14 protein-coding genes are annotated in these 17375 nt (G+C 35.7%); 4 read left to right on the top strand and 10 right to left on the bottom strand.

The window, feature by feature from the left end; genetic code table 11:
- Positions 1 to 33: 33 nt before the first annotated feature.
- The 7 genes from Q0972_RS15000 to Q0972_RS15030 form a co-directional block, all read right to left on the bottom strand.
- On the bottom strand, positions 34 to 2991 hold the full coding sequence (locus Q0972_RS15000) for a glycoside hydrolase family 3 N-terminal domain-containing protein (protein ID WP_299367107.1): 2958 nt from the start codon (positions 2989 to 2991) through the stop codon (positions 34 to 36).
- 119 nt (positions 2992 to 3110) lie between these two features.
- The gene (serB, locus tag Q0972_RS15005) at positions 3111 to 4334 is read right to left on the bottom strand and encodes a phosphoserine phosphatase SerB (RefSeq protein ID WP_299367110.1); all 1224 of its coding nucleotides are present in this window, start codon (positions 4332 to 4334) and stop codon (positions 3111 to 3113) included.
- A gap of 140 nt (positions 4335 to 4474) precedes the next feature.
- Positions 4475 to 4960 carry an ABC transporter ATPase gene (locus Q0972_RS15010; protein WP_299367113.1) on the bottom strand — a complete coding sequence of 162 codons (486 nt, stop codon included), beginning with the start codon at positions 4958 to 4960 and terminating at the stop codon, positions 4475 to 4477.
- Between the two features lie 12 nt (positions 4961 to 4972).
- Positions 4973 to 5755 carry a (Fe-S)-binding protein gene (locus Q0972_RS15015; protein WP_299367116.1) on the bottom strand — a complete coding sequence of 261 codons (783 nt, stop codon included), beginning with the start codon at positions 5753 to 5755 and terminating at the stop codon, positions 4973 to 4975.
- Positions 5756 to 5760: 5 nt separating this feature from the next.
- The gene (locus Q0972_RS15020) at positions 5761 to 7077 is read right to left on the bottom strand and encodes a (Fe-S)-binding protein (protein WP_299367119.1); all 1317 of its coding nucleotides are present in this window, start codon (positions 7075 to 7077) and stop codon (positions 5761 to 5763) included.
- A gap of 8 nt (positions 7078 to 7085) precedes the next feature.
- On the bottom strand, positions 7086 to 8027 hold the full coding sequence (locus Q0972_RS15025; protein ID WP_299367122.1) for an MlaD family protein: 942 nt from the start codon (positions 8025 to 8027) through the stop codon (positions 7086 to 7088).
- 54 nt (positions 8028 to 8081) lie between these two features.
- A complete protein-coding gene (locus Q0972_RS15030) occupies positions 8082 to 9203 on the bottom strand; it encodes an N-acetylmuramoyl-L-alanine amidase (protein ID WP_299367124.1) in 1122 nt (373 codons plus the stop codon).
- A 110-nt stretch (positions 9204 to 9313) separates the two neighbouring features.
- Here Q0972_RS15030 and Q0972_RS15035 point away from each other — a divergent pair, with 110 nt between their 5' ends.
- Both Q0972_RS15035 and Q0972_RS15040 read left to right on the top strand, forming a co-directional pair.
- Positions 9314 to 12112 (top strand): putative LPS assembly protein LptD, encoded by a 2799-nt coding sequence (locus Q0972_RS15035; protein ID WP_299367127.1) that lies wholly within the window; start codon positions 9314 to 9316, stop codon positions 12110 to 12112.
- Positions 12113 to 12307: 195 nt separating this feature from the next.
- Entirely contained in the window at positions 12308 to 12688 is a 381-nt protein-coding gene (locus Q0972_RS15040; RefSeq protein WP_299367130.1) for a RidA family protein, read from the top strand.
- Positions 12689 to 12813: 125 nt separating this feature from the next.
- Here the strand turns inward: Q0972_RS15040 and Q0972_RS15045 are convergent, their stop codons facing one another.
- The 3 genes from Q0972_RS15045 to Q0972_RS15055 all read right to left on the bottom strand — a co-directional run bounded on the left by Q0972_RS15045 (position 12814) and on the right by Q0972_RS15055 (position 15019).
- Positions 12814 to 13359 (bottom strand): hypothetical protein, encoded by a 546-nt coding sequence (locus Q0972_RS15045; RefSeq protein WP_299367133.1) that lies wholly within the window; start codon positions 13357 to 13359, stop codon positions 12814 to 12816.
- 6 nt (positions 13360 to 13365) lie between these two features.
- Positions 13366 to 14352: a DUF2911 domain-containing protein gene (locus Q0972_RS15050; RefSeq protein WP_299367135.1), complete on the bottom strand. Its 987-nt coding sequence runs from the start codon at positions 14350 to 14352 to the stop codon at positions 13366 to 13368.
- A gap of 313 nt (positions 14353 to 14665) precedes the next feature.
- Complete coding sequence (locus Q0972_RS15055; protein ID WP_299367138.1) at positions 14666 to 15019, bottom strand: 4Fe-4S dicluster domain-containing protein; 354 nt, start codon at positions 15017 to 15019, stop codon at positions 14666 to 14668.
- Between the two features lie 75 nt (positions 15020 to 15094).
- Between Q0972_RS15055 and Q0972_RS15060 the strand changes: the two genes are divergently transcribed.
- Positions 15095 to 16153: an acyl-CoA reductase gene (locus Q0972_RS15060; RefSeq protein WP_299367293.1), complete on the top strand. Its 1059-nt coding sequence runs from the start codon at positions 15095 to 15097 to the stop codon at positions 16151 to 16153.
- Positions 16154 to 16269: 116 nt separating this feature from the next.
- Positions 16270 to 17331 carry a 3-phosphoserine/phosphohydroxythreonine transaminase gene (gene serC, locus Q0972_RS15065; RefSeq protein ID WP_299367141.1) on the top strand — a complete coding sequence of 354 codons (1062 nt, stop codon included), beginning with the start codon at positions 16270 to 16272 and terminating at the stop codon, positions 17329 to 17331.
- The last annotated feature ends 44 nt before the right edge of the window (positions 17332 to 17375 follow it).

Here is a 17375-nt window from a genome sequence, read left to right on the forward strand (position 1 = left end):
TTAAGACTTTTTAACTTACAACTTCGTTTTAAATTATTCAATGATGGCTTCGTATATTAGACGCTGTATTTCTGTTCTAATATTCTCCCTTAGCAACAAGTTCTTACCTGCTTCAGGGTACGTTCTATTGGCTAAAAACACATAGACTATTTCTTCTTCTGGATCTGCCCATGCATAAGTACCTGTAAAACCAGAATGCCCGAAACTTGTCATAGATATACAACCACATGTTGGACCTTCTTCTCCTAATTGTGGCTTATCAAAACCAACACCTCTTCTGTTATTATTCTTGCAGTAATGACAGGTGTTGAATTTATCAATTGTGCTCGACTTTAAATAGCGCTTGCCGCCATAAAACCCTTTTTGTAGATACATCTGCATAATTTTAGCAACATCATTAGCGTTACTAAAAATACCCGCATGTCCACCTATTCCTCCTTGCATTGCGGCTCCCATATCGTGTACATATCCATGAACTTTTTTATATCGGTAATAATTATCGATCTCTGTTGGTATAATATCCTTTAAACTGAACTTTTTTCTAGGGTTATAAGTAGTATAGTTGGCGCCTAAAGACTTGTAATATCTATCTTGGGTAATCTCATCTAATGATTTGTCATAAAACCCTTCCAGGTATTCTTTCAAAATATAATAGGGTAAATCACTGTAACGATAGCGTAATCTAGATAGCAATTCACTTTCCTTTATGATATCTTGAATGGAATCCTTATAATCGCTTCTCATAAAAAGGGTATTTGTAACTTCCACATTAAACGCTTTTGAACGTTTAGTTTTGTAATATTTTGGATCTGGTTTTTTGGTCACAGAATCTAATGTTGCATAATAAAAGGGAATCCAAGGCTTTAATTGCGCATAGTGAGATAACATTTTTCTTAAGGTGATGTTCTTTTTGTTGGAATCTTTATAAAATGCCATCAAATTACCTAGTTTGGCATCTAATGATACCGAGCCTTGACCTTCTAATTCCATTAGTACTGGTAATGTTGCCAAAATCTTTGTCAATGATGCAACATCATAGACATCATCAAAATCTACCTTGTTTTTTTTTGCGTAAGTATGATATCCGAAATTTTTGTTATAGATAACCTTTCCTTTTCTAGCTACCAACAATTGAATACCCGGAGTCATTCTATTGTTTACTGCATGATTCGCCACAGAATCAATTCTATTTAATAACTCAGAGTTCATACCAACACGTTCCGGAAGACCATAGCTTAATTTAGATATCGAGTTAAAGGTCTCTCCAGAACCTACCGGAAAAAACTCACCAGCGCTTACGGGCAACTTACCCAAAGCGCCTATAGCTCCAAAAATAAGCTGTGCTGATTTCTCTTGGGCTATCCTACTGTTTTGATAGCTCATCACTATGCCCTCTATGTTTTCTATGGATCGTAACTCATTTAACACGTAGGGTCTTGCAAACAGATCTAAAATTATGGTGTTGTTTCTTGCGATTTCATATAACCATGTCAATTCTTTTTGTGTAAACTTGAAATCTTTCCATGGGTTGTCATTAGATTTATGAAAGCCAACAATAACTGTATTGTAGTTCTGTAGTTTAGCAATAAGACCATCTAACTTATCGGCTTTTATATGATGTACTTTAGTATATTTCTTTAATTCATTATAAAATACTGACCCAGAAGCATCACCGAGCTCTACATAAGCTATGTTCTTGGTCTCCAAATCTTGTAATGGCAAAAGGTTATTTTTGTTCTTTAGAACCGTCAATGCATTTTCCATAAGCTCTTCATATAGTGCATCGTCCTTAATTCTATTGAGATCATTATCGAGGCCATAAAGACCAACAGGAGAATATTTATGTAAACCTACCTTATATTTTGCCATTAGAATTTTCTTCACCGAATGCGATAAGCGTTCTTCCGAAATAACACCTTCGTCATAGGCCTCTACAAATTTGGCAATTCCTTTTTGTGGGTTTTCGGACATTAACATTACATCATTGCCTGCCAAAAACGCCATTAAATCTATTTCACCGCCTTTAGTCAAGGTTTTTGGTGTAATACCATCTACTCCTTTCTCAATATAATCGGCTGCGCCTTTCATCGTTAGTGCATCGGTGAAAATTAGGCCTTCAAATCCTAGTGAATCTTTAAGCATATCAGTAACTATATGTTTAGATAATGATGAAGGAAAGCCTCTTCGCCTTTCTAAACTTGGCACATTAAGGTGTGCAACCATAACACTCGAAAGTCCTTCTTTTATAAGTTTCCTGTAAGGATACAATTCAACTGAATCAATTCTTTTTCTGCTAAATGATACCGTTGGGAGTGTTTTATGTGAATCATCCTCAGTATCACCATGGCCTGGAAAATGTTTTGCATTTGCCAAAACACCAGCACTTTGCATCCCTTTCATAAAAGCCAGACCTTTTGCAGTAACATTATCCCTATCCTCGCCAAAAGAACGATTACCAATTATCGGGTTTTTAGGATTGGTATTGATATCTACAACAGGCGCAAAATTAAAATGTACTCCTAAACGTTTACAATGCTCACCTATCTGACGCCCAGTTTGTTCTATAAGTATATTGTCCGTTATAGCACCAAGGGTCATATTCCAGGGAAACGCATATGTAGAATCCAAACGCATATTTAAGCCCCATTCGGCATCCATGCCTATTAACAATGGTAGTTTTGATGCAGCTTGCAACTTGTTATTGAGTCTTGCTTGGCGATATGGTCCACCTTTAGAATAAATAATGCCTCCAATGCCTTCATCTTTGATAAGACTTACGATATCGTTGTTTACCTTATCATTATTCTCAGACATGACCTGAACCATAAACAATTGACCGATACGTTCCTTTACAGACATTGAATTATAAATACTATCTACCCATTTGAGTTGCTGAGTTGTATCCTTAGTTAGTAAAGGATTTGTAATTGCTTCTTGAGCAAAATTTATTTGAATAAAAAAGTATATAAGAATAAGGGACCAATAACGCATGAAACTCTTTTTTCGCTTAATAGATTAATTAACGAATACCATGCCAAAATAGCATAATTAATAAGAAGTAAAAAGACTTTAGGATAGTTTTATAAACCGTGTAATTAACAGTCTTTATTCTACTTCATTAAGTCAATATGACGATCATGATAACCTAACAGGTACAGTACGCCATCCAAACCGATGCTAGATATAGAGTTTTGCGCATTATCCTTAACTTTTGGTTTGGCATGGAAAGCAATTCCCAACCCGGCTAAATTGAGCATTTGCAAATCATTGGCGCCATCACCAACGGCTATCGTCTGGCCAATATCTATGCCCATATTACTGGCAAGCCGTTTAAGATATTCCGCCTTTTTGTTGCCATCAACAATATCACCAACATAACCACCTGTTAGTGCGCCATCTACTATTTCCAGTTGATTTGCATAGACAAAATCGATATCCAATTTTTCTTGCAGATAATGGCCAAAATAGGTGAAACCTCCAGATAAAATTGCTGTTTTATAGCCGTAATAATGTAATGTATCGATTAAGCGCTTAGCACCTTTAGTAATTGGAAGGTTTTCTGCAACATCCTTCAAAACACTTTCGCTCAAGCCTTTTAGAAGCTTCATACGTTTTTTAAAGCTTTCGTTGAAATCTATCTCTCCTTGCATTGCAGATTCTGTAATGGCTTTAACCTCCTCACCGACTCCAGCACGTTCTGCAAGCTCGTCTATAACTTCAGTCTGTATTAATGTAGAATCCATATCAAAACAGACTAATCTACGGTTTCTTCTAAACATGGTGTCCTCTTGAAAAGCGATATCTACATCCAATTCCTTAGAAATATCCATAAACCTTGTGGTAAATTCAGATTTATTGGTCAGTTTTCCTCTTATCGATAATTGAATTGAAGCTCTCGGATACTCTTCTGTTTTAACTAAAGAGGTTCTACCTGTTAATCGTTTTATAGAATCGATGTTAAGTCCTTTTTCGGAAATCACCTTAGTCACTTCAGAAATCTGCTCGGCAGCTAGTTTTTCTCCTAATATTGTAATGATATATCTGTCTTTACCTTGCATACTTACCCAATGCTCATAATCGTCTAATGAAATTGGTGTAAATTTTGCAGTAATACCAAGTTCATAGGCTTTAAACAACAAATCTTTTAATACTGCTGCAGATTTTTTCCCTGATTTGATTTCAAACATCATCCCAAGAGATAAGGTATCATGGATATTAGCTTGACCTATATCCAAAATCTTAGCGTCGTATTCGGCCAATACACTGGTAAGACCAGAGGTTAATCCTGGTTTGTCTTGACCTGAAATGTTTAATAAAAATATATCTGTAGCCATCCTAGTTTTAGAAGTACTTATTAAAACACAGTATTCAGGTGGTAAAAATGATTATTCTATTTGAGAAATAAAAATAATTCTAGATGCGAATGCCACAATAATTATGGGGAATTGATGCAAATTCTTTAATATAAGAATCCCTATTTGATAAATCGGCTATGCCAACTCTCACTGGCTGGCACTTCCCAATTCTCTCTAAACTCTGCTATATTGCTGACTAGATTATTAAAAACGATAGTGTTTTTTGAAACAGACTTGTTCTTTGCCATTTTTTTGAAATCGACCAAGGGCTTGTATGCTATAAATTCCCCTTGTTTAAAGGACACGTTCATTTTATCCATCAAATCCACGTTATAGGCATTCTCCAAGTCTTGAATGAAATGTACGGAAGCGTCTATAGAACATCCTGTTGCCCTGTTTAAGTTTTGATTTAAGGCTATTATTATAAAGCGTTTATATACAATATTATAGCCTGCTTGCAAACCTTTACCGTGAGCTGTCCAAGCCTCTATAAATGTTTCGATCTTTGAGTTTATTTCAGTTACTTCTTCATCTGAAAATGAGCGATTAGCTTGGTATATCCAAACTCGAGATTCCTCAGGTAGTGTATTAAAATCTACTAACATAAAAATGAATCATTAAGAATTGGCTATTAATTCTGCAACATCAAGTACCTTAATACTATCTTCTTTCTCATTGAACTTAACACCATCACTCATCATGGTATTGCAGTATGGACATCCTGTGGCAATTATATCTGGTTTGGTTTCTAGGGCATCTTGAGTTCTAAGAATATTTATATCCATATTGCCCTTTTCTGGTTCTTTAAACATTTGTGCACCTCCTGCTCCACAACAGAGCGCTGTACTTTTATGACGCTTCATTTCTACAAGGTTGGCATTTGTTTCTTTAAGAACGTCTCTAGGTGCGTTATATTCATTGTTGGCACGGCCTAAATAACATGGGTCGTGGAATGTAATGCGTTTTCCTTTATAGGTTTTACCTTCAAGGGTTAAACGCCCAGAGCTGATCAATTCTTTGATGTACTGCGTATGATGTACCACATCATAATTACCTCCAAGACTTGGATATTCATTTTTAATACAATTAAACGAATGCGGATCACAGGTTACGATGCGTTTTATCTCATAAGCATTGAGCACTTCAATATTCATCATAGCCTGCATTTGAAACAAGAACTCATTTCCCGCGCGTTTTGCCAAATCACCTGTATTACTCTCTTCAGTGCCCAAAACAGCAAAATCGACATTAGCTTTATTCAGTATTTTTACAAAAGCTTTAGTAATTTTTTTTGCCCTATCGTCATAACTTCCAGCAGAACCTACCCAAAATAATATTTCGGGTTGTTTACCTTCTGCCATATACTCTGCCATAGTTGGCACTTTAAGTTCTTCGTTCATAGCTCTTATTCTTCTTTAACCCAGTTTAAACGGTCCATTTGGTTATATGGCCATGGTGCTCCATTGTTTTCTATATTGGTCATCATATTATTGAGTTCCATTGGTGCTGCACTTTGCTCCATCACCAAGTAACGACGCATATCTACAATGATAGACAACGGATTGATACTTACAGGACACTCCTCAACACAGGCATTGCAAGTGGTACATGCCCATAATTCTTCGTGAGTTATATAATCGCCCAAAAGCTGTTTACCATCATCTTTAAACTCACCTTTATTGGCATCTATGTTCTTTCCGACTTCCTCTAAACGGTCGCGCGTATCCATCATAATCTTACGTGGCGATAGCTTTTTACCTGTTAGGTTTGCTGGACATGCCGATGTACAACGACCACATTCTGTACAGGTGTAGGCATTGAGTAGTTGGATTTGGTTTAAATCCATCACATCACTTGCACCAAACTTCTCGGGTACTTCATCTTCAGCGCCTTCTGGTGCAGCAGCAAATGGGTCGGCATTGGGATCCATCATTAATTTCACCTCATTAGTAACGGCTTCAAGATTATTAAACTTTCCTTTTGGCTCAACACTTCCATAATACGTATTTGGAAATGCCAAAATGATGTGCAAATGCTTTGAAAAATACAGATAGTTTAAAAACACCAAAATTCCTATGATATGTAGCCACCATGCTGTACGTTCAATGGTGTGAAGCGCAGTTTCTGATATACCTTCAAACCAAGGTGCTATAAATTGCGAAATAACATTGCCATGTCCCATATCTTGAAATGGTGTGTCCGTGGCATTCATAACTAAAAACAAGCACATTAAAACCACTTCGAAATATAGAATGATATTACCGTCGTTCTTTGGCCAACCTTTCATCTCGGCACTTAAGAAACGTTTTAGCTTAATTACATTACGACGTAACCAGAACGCAATAACAGCTACAATCACCAAAACTGCCAGTATTTCGAAAGAACCAATTAAAAAGCCATAAACTGACTCTGGAAGTACTTTTAATCCGATACGATGTGTACCGAAAAGGCCATCAATGATAATCTCTAGAACTTCAATATTGATAATGATAAAACCGATATAGACGACAACATGAAGCATACCAGCGATAGGACGTGTTACCATTTTACTTTGTCCTAGAGCTATACGCATCATATTTTTCCAGCGTTCTTTTTTATTATCGCTGGTATCTACAGCTTTCCCTAATTTAATGTTACGGATAAGTTTTCTAACATTTCTTGTGAAATATCCTATTCCTAAAATGAGGATGATAGCAAAAAGTATATTTGGTATAAACTCCATATAATCGATTAATTCTTTTGGTCTTCGGTTGGTGGTTGGTATGGGATTTCTTTCTTGGATAAAATACGTCTGTACCTTGCAGGATGGAGTTTAATATCTAGAAGTAATTCTTCCATTTCCTTTGAAGCTGCTTCAAGATTATTATACAAGCTATCGTCATTTAAAAGTTTACCTATGGTGCCTTCATTATTATCAATGCTAGCCATTATACCTTGAATACCAGTCAATGTCTTATTTAAATTGTCAACCGTCTTAGAAATATTAACCTCTTTTAGGTTGGATGACAACTCACTTAGATCTTTACTTGTTTTTTCAAAATTATCCAGAACCGATGTCACCTTGTCATCATTCTCCTTTATAACGGATTGAATTGAATACGATAGATCTTTAAATGACTTTAGTGTTGCATTTAATTCGGCAATGGTACTTTTTAAACCTTGGTCCGACTCGTCAACAACCATTGCATTTATACTTGTCATTAAAGTATCCGCAGAGCGAATAGCACTGTCTAAATCAGAGCTTATTCCCGAAAAATTATTTTTGAGCGTAGTAATAAGCCCAGGTTGCACCTCAGATTTTATAAAATCACCTGGTTTAGCTAGTTCTCCGTCATTTGTATTTACAATAGCAAGAGCATTACCACCCATCAAACCCGTTTCATAAAGGCGAATAATACTATTTTTAGAAAATTTAAGCTTCGGATTAACTGAAAAGAACACACGTGTTTTTCCTGTCTCAAAATCGTATTTAATGTCTTCTATTTTTCCGACCTTATTGCCTTTTACTGTCACGGAAGATGATGTACTTAAAGCATTGTAGTCAAACTCAGTGTAATAGGTATTAGTGTCTGAAAAAATATCTTCTCCTTTTAAATAGGAAAACAAGTATATAAAAAGTGCAATACCAGATAATACCAATACTGCTGTTTTAACTTCTCTTGAGATTTTCAATGGGCTAAGCTTTGATTCTAAACAAAATTAGGAATAAATATATTAATAATGTTTCTAATTAGTGGTAGTTTTCAGAGCTTCGGATATATCGACTTGCTTTCCGTCTTTATAAGCAACTATAAAGCTTGTTGTATACCCTTTTATTCTAGCTTCTTCTTGAAGTTGTTTCGCTTTATTATAATCTGAAGTACTACCATAAAAGTATTTATAAAGCTGACCGACTTTTTCTTTACTCAACTCAGATAGGCCCATAAAGTTATAGGATTTGGGTTCTAGATTCCTAGAACTCGCGGCAATTTGCACTTTAAAGGTGATGTCTTCATAAATTAAGGGGATATTTTCCTGCAGCACATTATCGTTTGTTTCCTCCGATACTAGAATATTGCCACCGACATTTTGATCGATTTCCTTTTTATAAGAAAGAATGGCATCTTTAAGTGCATTGGCCATTTTATGCTGACCTGATTTGGAATTTAAAAATGCACCTTCTCTTTTGTTGCTAATAAAACCGAGTTCTACAAGAACACTAGGCATATAGGTATTTCTTATTACTAAAAGACTATGCTGTTTTAAGCCTCGACTTTTTCGTTTGGCCTTACCTATAAAATTGTCTTCTATTTTACGTGCAAGTATTACACTTTGCTCCACATACACTTCTTGCTCAATGGTTAAGGCAATTTCAGATTCAGGTGAGGTCGGATCGAAACCTGCATAGTTTTCCTCATAATTATCCTCTAAGAAAATAACCTCGTTTTCGCGTTTTGCAAATTCAAAATTTCTACCAGCATTATTTTCTCCCAGCACCCAAGTTTCGGTACCATAGGGTTTAGAATTAGTGACAGAATTACAATGGATGGATATAAATAAGTCTGCATCTGCTTTATTCGCTATATCGGCTCTTTTCCAAAGCTCAATAAACCTATCCTTTTTACGCGTATAAATCACTTTTACGTCATCTAGCGTTTCAAGGGTCTTCCCCAACTCTAAAACCACATCCAAGGCAATTTTTTTTTCCTTATATCCATTGCTTATGGCTCCTGGATCTTTACCACCATGGCCAGCATCTAAAACCACTACAAATTTATCGTCCTGTGCCTGTAAGCTTGAAAGGCATGTTAAAGAAGTGATAAAAGTAAGAACTATTGATACTATTATATAATTTCGCTTCGTTTGCATATGTAATCTAACGGTTTCTGAACTCGTATTATTTCACGTCATTACTAGTAATACAGTATTTTTAAACTTTAGACTATAAATAAGATAATCACAAAAAAATATCTGTACTTTTGGCGTTTCAAAAACCGAGCCATACTTTTACAAAAATACATCTAAAAGGATTGCGTACAAATAGTCTACACATACTTTTTGCTTTGAGTTTTACAGTGTTTATCAACACTTTTAGCTTTGCCCAAGAATTACCAAAAGCGAATACCAGTATTCCTCCAAAAGAAGAAACAGATTCTACAGCTATAGCTAAAGAGACTAAAATAGTAGAGGTTGACTCATTATTAAGTCAACCAATCAATATCAAACAAGTTGATTCTACAGAACAAGATTCTGTAAAAGATGAAAGTTTTTTAAAAGATATTGTAACCTACAAAGCCAGGGATTATGTGGCGATCAATCAAAAAAAGCAACAGATACGACTCTACAATAAGGCCGAAGTAGTCTATGAGGATATGGAAATTACCGCTGGTGTTATTGTTATAGACTATAGTAAAAATTTGGTATATGCTGGTCGTTTAAAAGACTCTACGGGCTACTCCCAAAAACCAGTTTTCACCCAAGGTGCTAATGTTATTGAACCTGATTCTATTATTTTTAATACAGATTCTAGAAAAGCCTTAATTTTTAATTCTGTAACCGAACAGAGTGGTGGCACAGTACTGGCTGAACGAACAAAAAGGGAAAACGACTCGGTCTATTTTATATCTAGAGGAAAATTTACTACTTCAGAGAATTTGGAAGACCCTGAGTATTACATCTTAATGAATAGGGCCAAAATTGTTCCCAACAAGAAGATTGTTACCGGTATGAGTCAGATGTACATTTATGACGTACCAACACCAATTGCTATTCCTTTTGCTTATTTTCCTATGTCTAAAAAACAAACGTCTGGTATCATTTTCCCTTCGTTTGGAGAAGACACTGGTAATGATAGAGGCTATTTTTTACAAAATGGAGGTTATTACTTCGCGATTAGCGATTATGTGGACTTGGCAGTATTAGGCGATTATTATACTAACGGCAGTTACGCACTTCGATTAGAGAGCAACTACGCTGTACGTTATAAGTTTAGAGGTAATTTTGGATTTAGATACGAAAACCTTTTAAATAGCGAACGCGGGTTTCCGGATTTTAGACAAAGTACAATTTACAATATTAGGTGGTCTCACACACAAGATTCAAAAGCCAACCCAAGTTCAAGATTTTCGGCCTCGGTTAACTTAGGTAGTAGTCAATTCTTTCAACAATCTATTAATCAGGCCAACTTAGCCAATGTCCTTACAAATACCTTAGCATCATCCGTATCATATTCTAAAACATTTCAAGGAGAACCACAGGTTAATTTAAGTTTAACCGCAACACATAATCAAAATACAAATACAGAAGCCATTAACCTCACCTTGCCAACCATGCAAGCCTCCATGACTAGGGTATTCCCATTTGCCCCTAAGGCTGGCGCAAAGAAAGGAGCTATTCAAAACGTTAACTTTCAAGTAAATACTCGAGGGGAATATCGCATTAATACTACGGATTCTTTGTTTGGAAAAAGCGAAATGTTTGATGATGCTCTAGCGGGAATGCGACATTCAATTCCTGTAACCACAAACTTTAAGGTTTTTAATCATTTTAGTGTGAGTACCAGTGCCAATTTTGAAGAAACCTGGACTTTAAAGACTACTAGACGTGAAGATATTTTTGAAGGAGAGACTTCAGAAGCAATCGATGTCAACGGTTTTGACCGTTTTTTAACCTATAATTTTGGAGCAAGCATCGGAACAACATTATATGGCATGTATAATTTTGAAAAGGAAGGCAAGGATCCCAAAATACAGGCCATAAGGCACGTCATGCGACCCGCAATTAGCTATAGTATTAGTCCTGCATTTGATCAATATTACGAAACTTATGATGTTATCGATGCCGATGGTACCACAAGTGACCAAGTTGAGTACACGCGTTTTGAAAATTCATTGTTTGGCGCACCTGGCAATCGTTTTTCTAGCAATATTGGGATTTCAGTTGGTAATAATTTTGAAGCTAAAGTACGTTCTAAGGATTCTACCGATACCGAACCCAAAAAGATATTTTTGCTCAACAACCTAAATTTAGCCACCTCTTATGACCTCGCAGCAGATTCATTAAATTGGAGTCCGCTAAGGGTTACTGGTAATACACAAATCTTAAATAAAAAAATGAACATTAACTTTGGCATGACCTTAAATCCTTATGCCTTAGATAATAACAACAGAGTTATAAATACATTTAATGTTGACAATGGTGGAAGTTTATTCCGTCTAACCTCAGCTAATCTAAACATCAGCTATACCTTAAACAACGATAGTTTTTCTGGCAAGGAGACGGATGAAGACACGGATAAAGAAGCCGAACGGCGCGCAGCCACAGCTAATGCCAGAACCGATGACCTTTTTGGTGTTTCTCAGGACTTTGCTGACCAAAGGCTATCGGATGGTGACAAGAGCGGTGAAGAAGAACCAGAAGATAACGATTTGTATAACTATAAAATGCCGTGGAGTCTACGATTATCTTATGCGGCCAACTATACCAATACCCAACGGCAAAATGAAATCACTTCGAACTCTTTGATGTTTTCTGGAGATGTGGAAATATCGCCACGTTGGTCCGTTGGTGTATCATCTGGTTATGATTTTCTTAACCAAGGTTTTACATTTACGCAATTACGCTTTGAACGCGATTTATTAAGTTGGCGGATGAATTTTTCGTGGATACCCTTTGGCAATCAACAATCTTGGAACTTCTTCATTGGTATTAAATCTAACCTGTTGAAAGACTTAAAATACGATCAACGTCGTCAGCCTGACCGACAATTGGGTAACTAACTTAAAACAACTTGTCAGTTCGAGTTAAATTCGTTAAGAATTTAGTATCGAGAACTAGGTTTGATCATTAAATTCTATTCTCGACCCTTCAACTTTGCTCAAGGTAGGCTAAATTTTTAGTATTCCATTCTGAAAAATCACTCGAATTGACGACTTTTGAGTTAATATTTTAAACACAAATACTTACTCATAATCATGAAACAAATTATTAATACACCAAATGCGCCTGCTCCGATAGGACCTTACAACCAAGCGGTTTTAACAGGCAACACGCTATATACCTCAGGCCAGATTGCCTTAGACCCTAAAACCATGGAGCTGGTTATGGATTCTATTGAAGCTGAAACCAAACAAGTCATGGAAAACATGAAAGCCGTTTTGGAAGCTGCCGATATGACGTTTGATCATGTGGTAAAGACCTCGATCTTCATCAGTGATATGCATAACTTTTCGAAGATCAATGCCGTTTATGGCGAATACTTTAGTGAAGCTACGGCACCAGCTAGAGAAACCGTTGAAGTGGCCAACTTGCCTAAGTTTGTTAATGTGGAGATTAGTATGGTGGCGGTGAGGTAGTTAGACTTACCATGTTTATTGAGGTTAGTTACACTTGCTAAAAACAAACCCAGCAAAAAAAACTTGTAACTAAAGTATACAATGAGAAAATAAATCTAAATTATTGAATAAAATTAACCTAAAAGCTACTCAGATCTACCAAAGATTTTAGAACTAGATTCAGTTAACCATGTATAAAACCTTTGTGACCCGAAACCAGCTATCAAACTAAAAAATGCTAAGGTTAAAGGTTCTACATTGTTTTTACTATTAACTAAGAGGTTTGGAATGATTTTTGAAATTGCCAAAATTAATATACCTGTCATTATTCCTAAGATTGGGTAAAAAAACATTTCCGTTTTTTTGAATTCAAATTTATCGATTACGGTCTCTTTTGTAATTCTAGTAATAACTCCTAATACTCCAAATGACATGGCCGTAATAAGGTATATTAAGTTTTTTGGTAAATTATCCATTATAAAACTAAAAAATGGTTTAGCCTTTTTCTCATCAATATAGACTTGAGCCAATTCTATATTTTTAAATTCAATTCCATCATAAACCGCTTCTGCTCTAGGGAGTGATTTGGCATTAATCTTTCTTTCTTCTAAATCAAGTGTTAAATAACCTCCAACACCAAAATATAAACCTATACTAAGCCAAAGTAAATAGGCAATTACTCTTAATATCATACTTATTCAATTAAATCCTTTGCACCCTTTTTTCGATGATAGTTCTTCCAACTTTTCCAACTCACCACAATGCTTTTTTTCATGATTAGAACAGCAATATATTTCTGTAGACTTCCATCCCCATTCCTTTAAACTCTCATTACTTATAGCGTCATACTCTGCATTTTCAAACTTTTTCGCTATAGCTAAAGTAAACAAAGCCGTATCAAAATCACCTAGCTTCGCATAAATCAAAGCTTTTTGCCTCAGGTACCAAAAAGAAGGTTCCTCTGACAACTCAACAGCTTTATCAATCCATAACCTTGCTTTTTCAATATCCTTTCCAATCGATAAATAGTAACTAGCAGCAGCATAATAATCTTCTCCACTAGGACTGTTCAAAGTCTCTTCAATACTGGCCTTTACTTGGATATCGGTCTCTACCTTAAATGGGATACTTACATAGGTGTTTTCCCAAACAATAGCAATTTTTGCGCCATGTGATGAAACGTCGTCTATTCTAATAGTGAAAGTATCTGTCTTAATGGGATAAAAGATGGATTCTACCCCAACACGTAGGGCTATTTGACTTTCATCATATTCACTAACTAAAGAGTTGCCTAAGTCCTCATAGTTATTAGAGTTATCGGAGATATCCGAAGCCCCAAAATTTGTAGGGTCATTACAGAATATAATTTCCCAAGAGTCTTTGTTTGGTATGGCAAATACACTATATGTTCCTATTTCTAACCTTTTATCTTTAATTATTAAGGGATTATCTATTACAATTTGAGTGATTTCATCTGCCCCTATTGCCCAGACTTTTCCATATGGAATGTAGTCTCCAAACATAGTCCTTCCTTTTAATTGTGGTCTTGAGTAACGAATCGTAATATTAGTCAAACCAACAACCTGATTTAATTCTGAAGGAGGACTTTCCTTCGGAATTAAAACTTGGGCACTCAAATTTGAAAATATAAAAAGAGAAATTATTACAGTAATGTTCTTAGCCATTTTTAAATAGTTGGATCGGTTAAATCAATTAATAAGCTGGAAAACAGGATATTTAAACAAACATATTCTAAATGTATTAATATTACTTTTGAAAACAAATTAAATAATCTCAGAAATAAAACTGAGTCTTTAGTAATTAACTGTTATATCTGAGAAATTTTCATATTTATATCTGTTTAATTGAAAATTAAAAATACCCAAACGAAGGTAGACCTTAATGACAGAAAAACCAATACGTAGAACTACGTAATTTTCGAGCAAAAAAAATCCCAAGCCAGAAGCTCGGGACTATTATTCATTAATAATTATTAATTTAATCATCTGGATGCATAAAACGTTGTTTCCCTAACAATTCCTCTTCTGTTTCTACAACATTTTCATCGGGCACACAGCAATCCACTGGACAAACCGCTGCACACTGTGGTTCTTCATGGAAGCCCATACATTCTGTACACTTATCGGGAGCAATGTAATACACCTCGTCGCTGATGGGCTCTTGTGTTTCGTCAGCATCCACTTCTTTACCGTTGGGCAAGACCACTTTTCCTTTTAGGCTTGTACCATCAGAATAACGCCAATCGTCAGCACCCTCATAAATAGCAGTATTTGGGCATTCTGGTTCACAAGCACCACAATTAATACATTCGTCTGTAATTATGATAGCCATCGTAATTTTTCTTTTTTATTGCGTAATTTTGCATTTGCAAAAATAAAGCCTAAAGCGCTTTTTACCAAATACATGATGGATTTACAACAAAGAATTAACGCTTTCGCAAAATTAGGCGCTTTTTTTAGTCAATTTTCTAATGATGGCATTCAAAAAAAAGACCATATCGAAGCCAACGACTTATTCTTTGAAGGTTTTAAGCATCAAATAAAACTGGCCAAGGAACATAATGGTTGGTTTACCGAAGCCAATGTATTATTCAGTCTAGAATCTTGGACCCAAGTATTAACCAATGAACACTTACAGCGATGGGCAAAAAATTATCACTTTAAAGGTGTTGAATCAAAGACCGTTGGCATCATTATGGCTGGCAATATTCCGTTGGTTGGATTTCACGATTTTTTATCTGTACTGATGAGTGGACATAAGGTTTTAGTAAAGCAATCGTCTAACGATAAGCATCTTCTCCCATTTTTAGCTAAATATTTGGAAGTGGTTGAACCTGAATTTAAAGGTAATATCACCTTCACTGAAGATAAGCTCGAAGATTTTGATGCTGTTATTGCCACAGGAAGTGATAACACCGCACGCTATTTTGAGTACTATTTCAAAAATAAGCCATCCATCATTAGAAAGAATAGAAATTCAGTAGCTGTACTCCATGGCGATGAGACCAAAACACAGCTTGAAGCGTTGTCTGACGATATTTTTAGATACTATGGTTTGGGTTGCAGAAACGTTTCAAAACTATTTGTCCCTAAAGACTATAACTTTGACGCCTTCTTTAATGCGGTTTACAAATGGCATCCCGTGATTCACGAGACAAAATATGCTAACAACTACGACTATAATAAAGCTGTATATTTGATGAGTGAATTTGATATGTTAGAAAATGGCTTTTTAATGTTGAAAGAAGATCAAAGTTACGCCTCACCTATCGCCACCTTATTCTACGAATTTTATGATTCCAAAACCGATTTAGAGCTTAAATTAGCAGCAGATATCAATCATATACAATGTATTGTTGCTGATGGTTTTGTAAAGCATGAAGTCGCCTTTGGAGAAACGCAAAAACCACAACTTTGGGATTATGCCGATGATGTTGATACTGTTGAATTCCTGTTAAAAATTTGATTCAAAAATTATCAATTTATTAATGTATTATACCCAATAAATTAGCACCTTTGTAGCTGTTTAAAAAATGACGTTCAGGGTCATGATAACAAGATCCCGAAATAAATTCAGATAAAATGAAAAAACATAATTTTAGTGCAGGACCATGTGTATTACCCAAATCAGTAATGGAGAAAGCTGCGGAAGCCGTAATCAACTATGACAATGGTTTGTCGCTCATTGAAATTTCGCATCGCAGCAAACCTTTTGTTGATATCATGGAAAATGCAAGATCCTTGGCCTTAGAGCTTTTAGGTCTTGAGGGTAAAGGTTATAAAGCCTTATTCTTACAAGGCGGTGCAAGTACACAATTTTTAATGGTCGCCTTAAACCTTTTAGAAAAAAGAGCTGGTTACCTTAATACTGGTACTTGGAGTGACAAGGCGATAAAAGAAGCTAGAATTTATGATGACATTTATGAAGTAGCATCCTCTAAGAGTGCAAACTTTAACTACATTCCAAAAGGGTATGACATTCCTGAGGATTATGATTATTTCCACTGTACATCCAACAATACCATTTTTGGAACGCAAATGAAGCGTTTCCCTAACTCACCAATTCCAATGGTATGCGATATGAGTAGTGATATCTTTTCGCGTCAATTAGACTTTTCACAATTCGATCTTATTTACGCAGGTGCACAAAAGAATATGGGCCCAGCAGGTACAACGCTTGTAGTGGTAAAAGAAGATATCTTAGGAAAAGTGTCGCGTAAGATTCCATCAATGATGGACTATAAAATACACATCAATAAAGGTAGTATGTTTAATACACCTCCTGTATTTGCGGTTTACGTATCTATGCTTACCATGCAATGGCTAAAGGATAAAGGAGGTATTAAAGCTATAGAAGAAGAAAACGAAAAGAAAGCACGTTTAATCTATTCTGAGATAGACTTAAACCCACTGTTTAAAGGTTATGCTGTAAAAGAAGATCGTTCTCATATGAATGCAACATTCACTTTAGAAAATGAAAATCTTAAAGAAACCTTCGATGCCATGTGGAAAGAAGCCGGTATTAATGGCCTAAATGGACACAGAAGTGTCGGTGGCTACAGAGCATCGATGTACAATGCGCTAACATTAGATAGTGTGAAGGTACTTGTGGAAGTGATGAGCGAATTAGAAAGTAAAGCGTAAATCACAATTCCTGGGTTGGTCAGGTCACTGTACGTGGTTATTGA

It is taken from the genome of Winogradskyella sp. (assembly GCF_028282165.1).
GTDB lineage: Bacteria > Bacteroidota > Bacteroidia > Flavobacteriales > Flavobacteriaceae > Winogradskyella.

Bases quoted from the DNA above. Each gene is read 5' to 3' on its own strand.
- Q0972_RS15000 (WP_299367107.1), bottom strand. From the start codon at position 2,991: ATGCGTTATTGGTCCCTTATTCTTATATACTTTTTTATTCAAATAAAT.
- serB (WP_299367110.1), bottom strand. From the start codon at position 4,334: ATGGCTACAGATATATTTTTATTAAACATTTCAGGTCAAGACAAACCA.
- Q0972_RS15010 (WP_299367113.1), bottom strand. From the start codon at position 4,960: ATGTTAGTAGATTTTAATACACTACCTGAGGAATCTCGAGTTTGGATA.
- Q0972_RS15015 (WP_299367116.1), bottom strand. From the start codon at position 5,755: ATGAACGAAGAACTTAAAGTGCCAACTATGGCAGAGTATATGGCAGAA.
- Q0972_RS15020 (WP_299367119.1), bottom strand. From the start codon at position 7,077: ATGGAGTTTATACCAAATATACTTTTTGCTATCATCCTCATTTTAGGA.
- Q0972_RS15030 (WP_299367124.1), bottom strand. From the start codon at position 9,203: ATGCAAACGAAGCGAAATTATATAATAGTATCAATAGTTCTTACTTTT.
- Q0972_RS15040 (WP_299367130.1), top strand. From the start codon at position 12,308: ATGAAACAAATTATTAATACACCAAATGCGCCTGCTCCGATAGGACCT.
- Q0972_RS15045 (WP_299367133.1), bottom strand. From the start codon at position 13,359: ATGATATTAAGAGTAATTGCCTATTTACTTTGGCTTAGTATAGGTTTA.
- Q0972_RS15050 (WP_299367135.1), bottom strand. From the start codon at position 14,352: ATGGCTAAGAACATTACTGTAATAATTTCTCTTTTTATATTTTCAAAT.
- Q0972_RS15055 (WP_299367138.1), bottom strand. From the start codon at position 15,019: ATGGCTATCATAATTACAGACGAATGTATTAATTGTGGTGCTTGTGAA.
- Q0972_RS15060 (WP_299367293.1), top strand. From the start codon at position 15,095: ATGGATTTACAACAAAGAATTAACGCTTTCGCAAAATTAGGCGCTTTT.
- serC (WP_299367141.1), top strand. From the start codon at position 16,270: ATGAAAAAACATAATTTTAGTGCAGGACCATGTGTATTACCCAAATCA.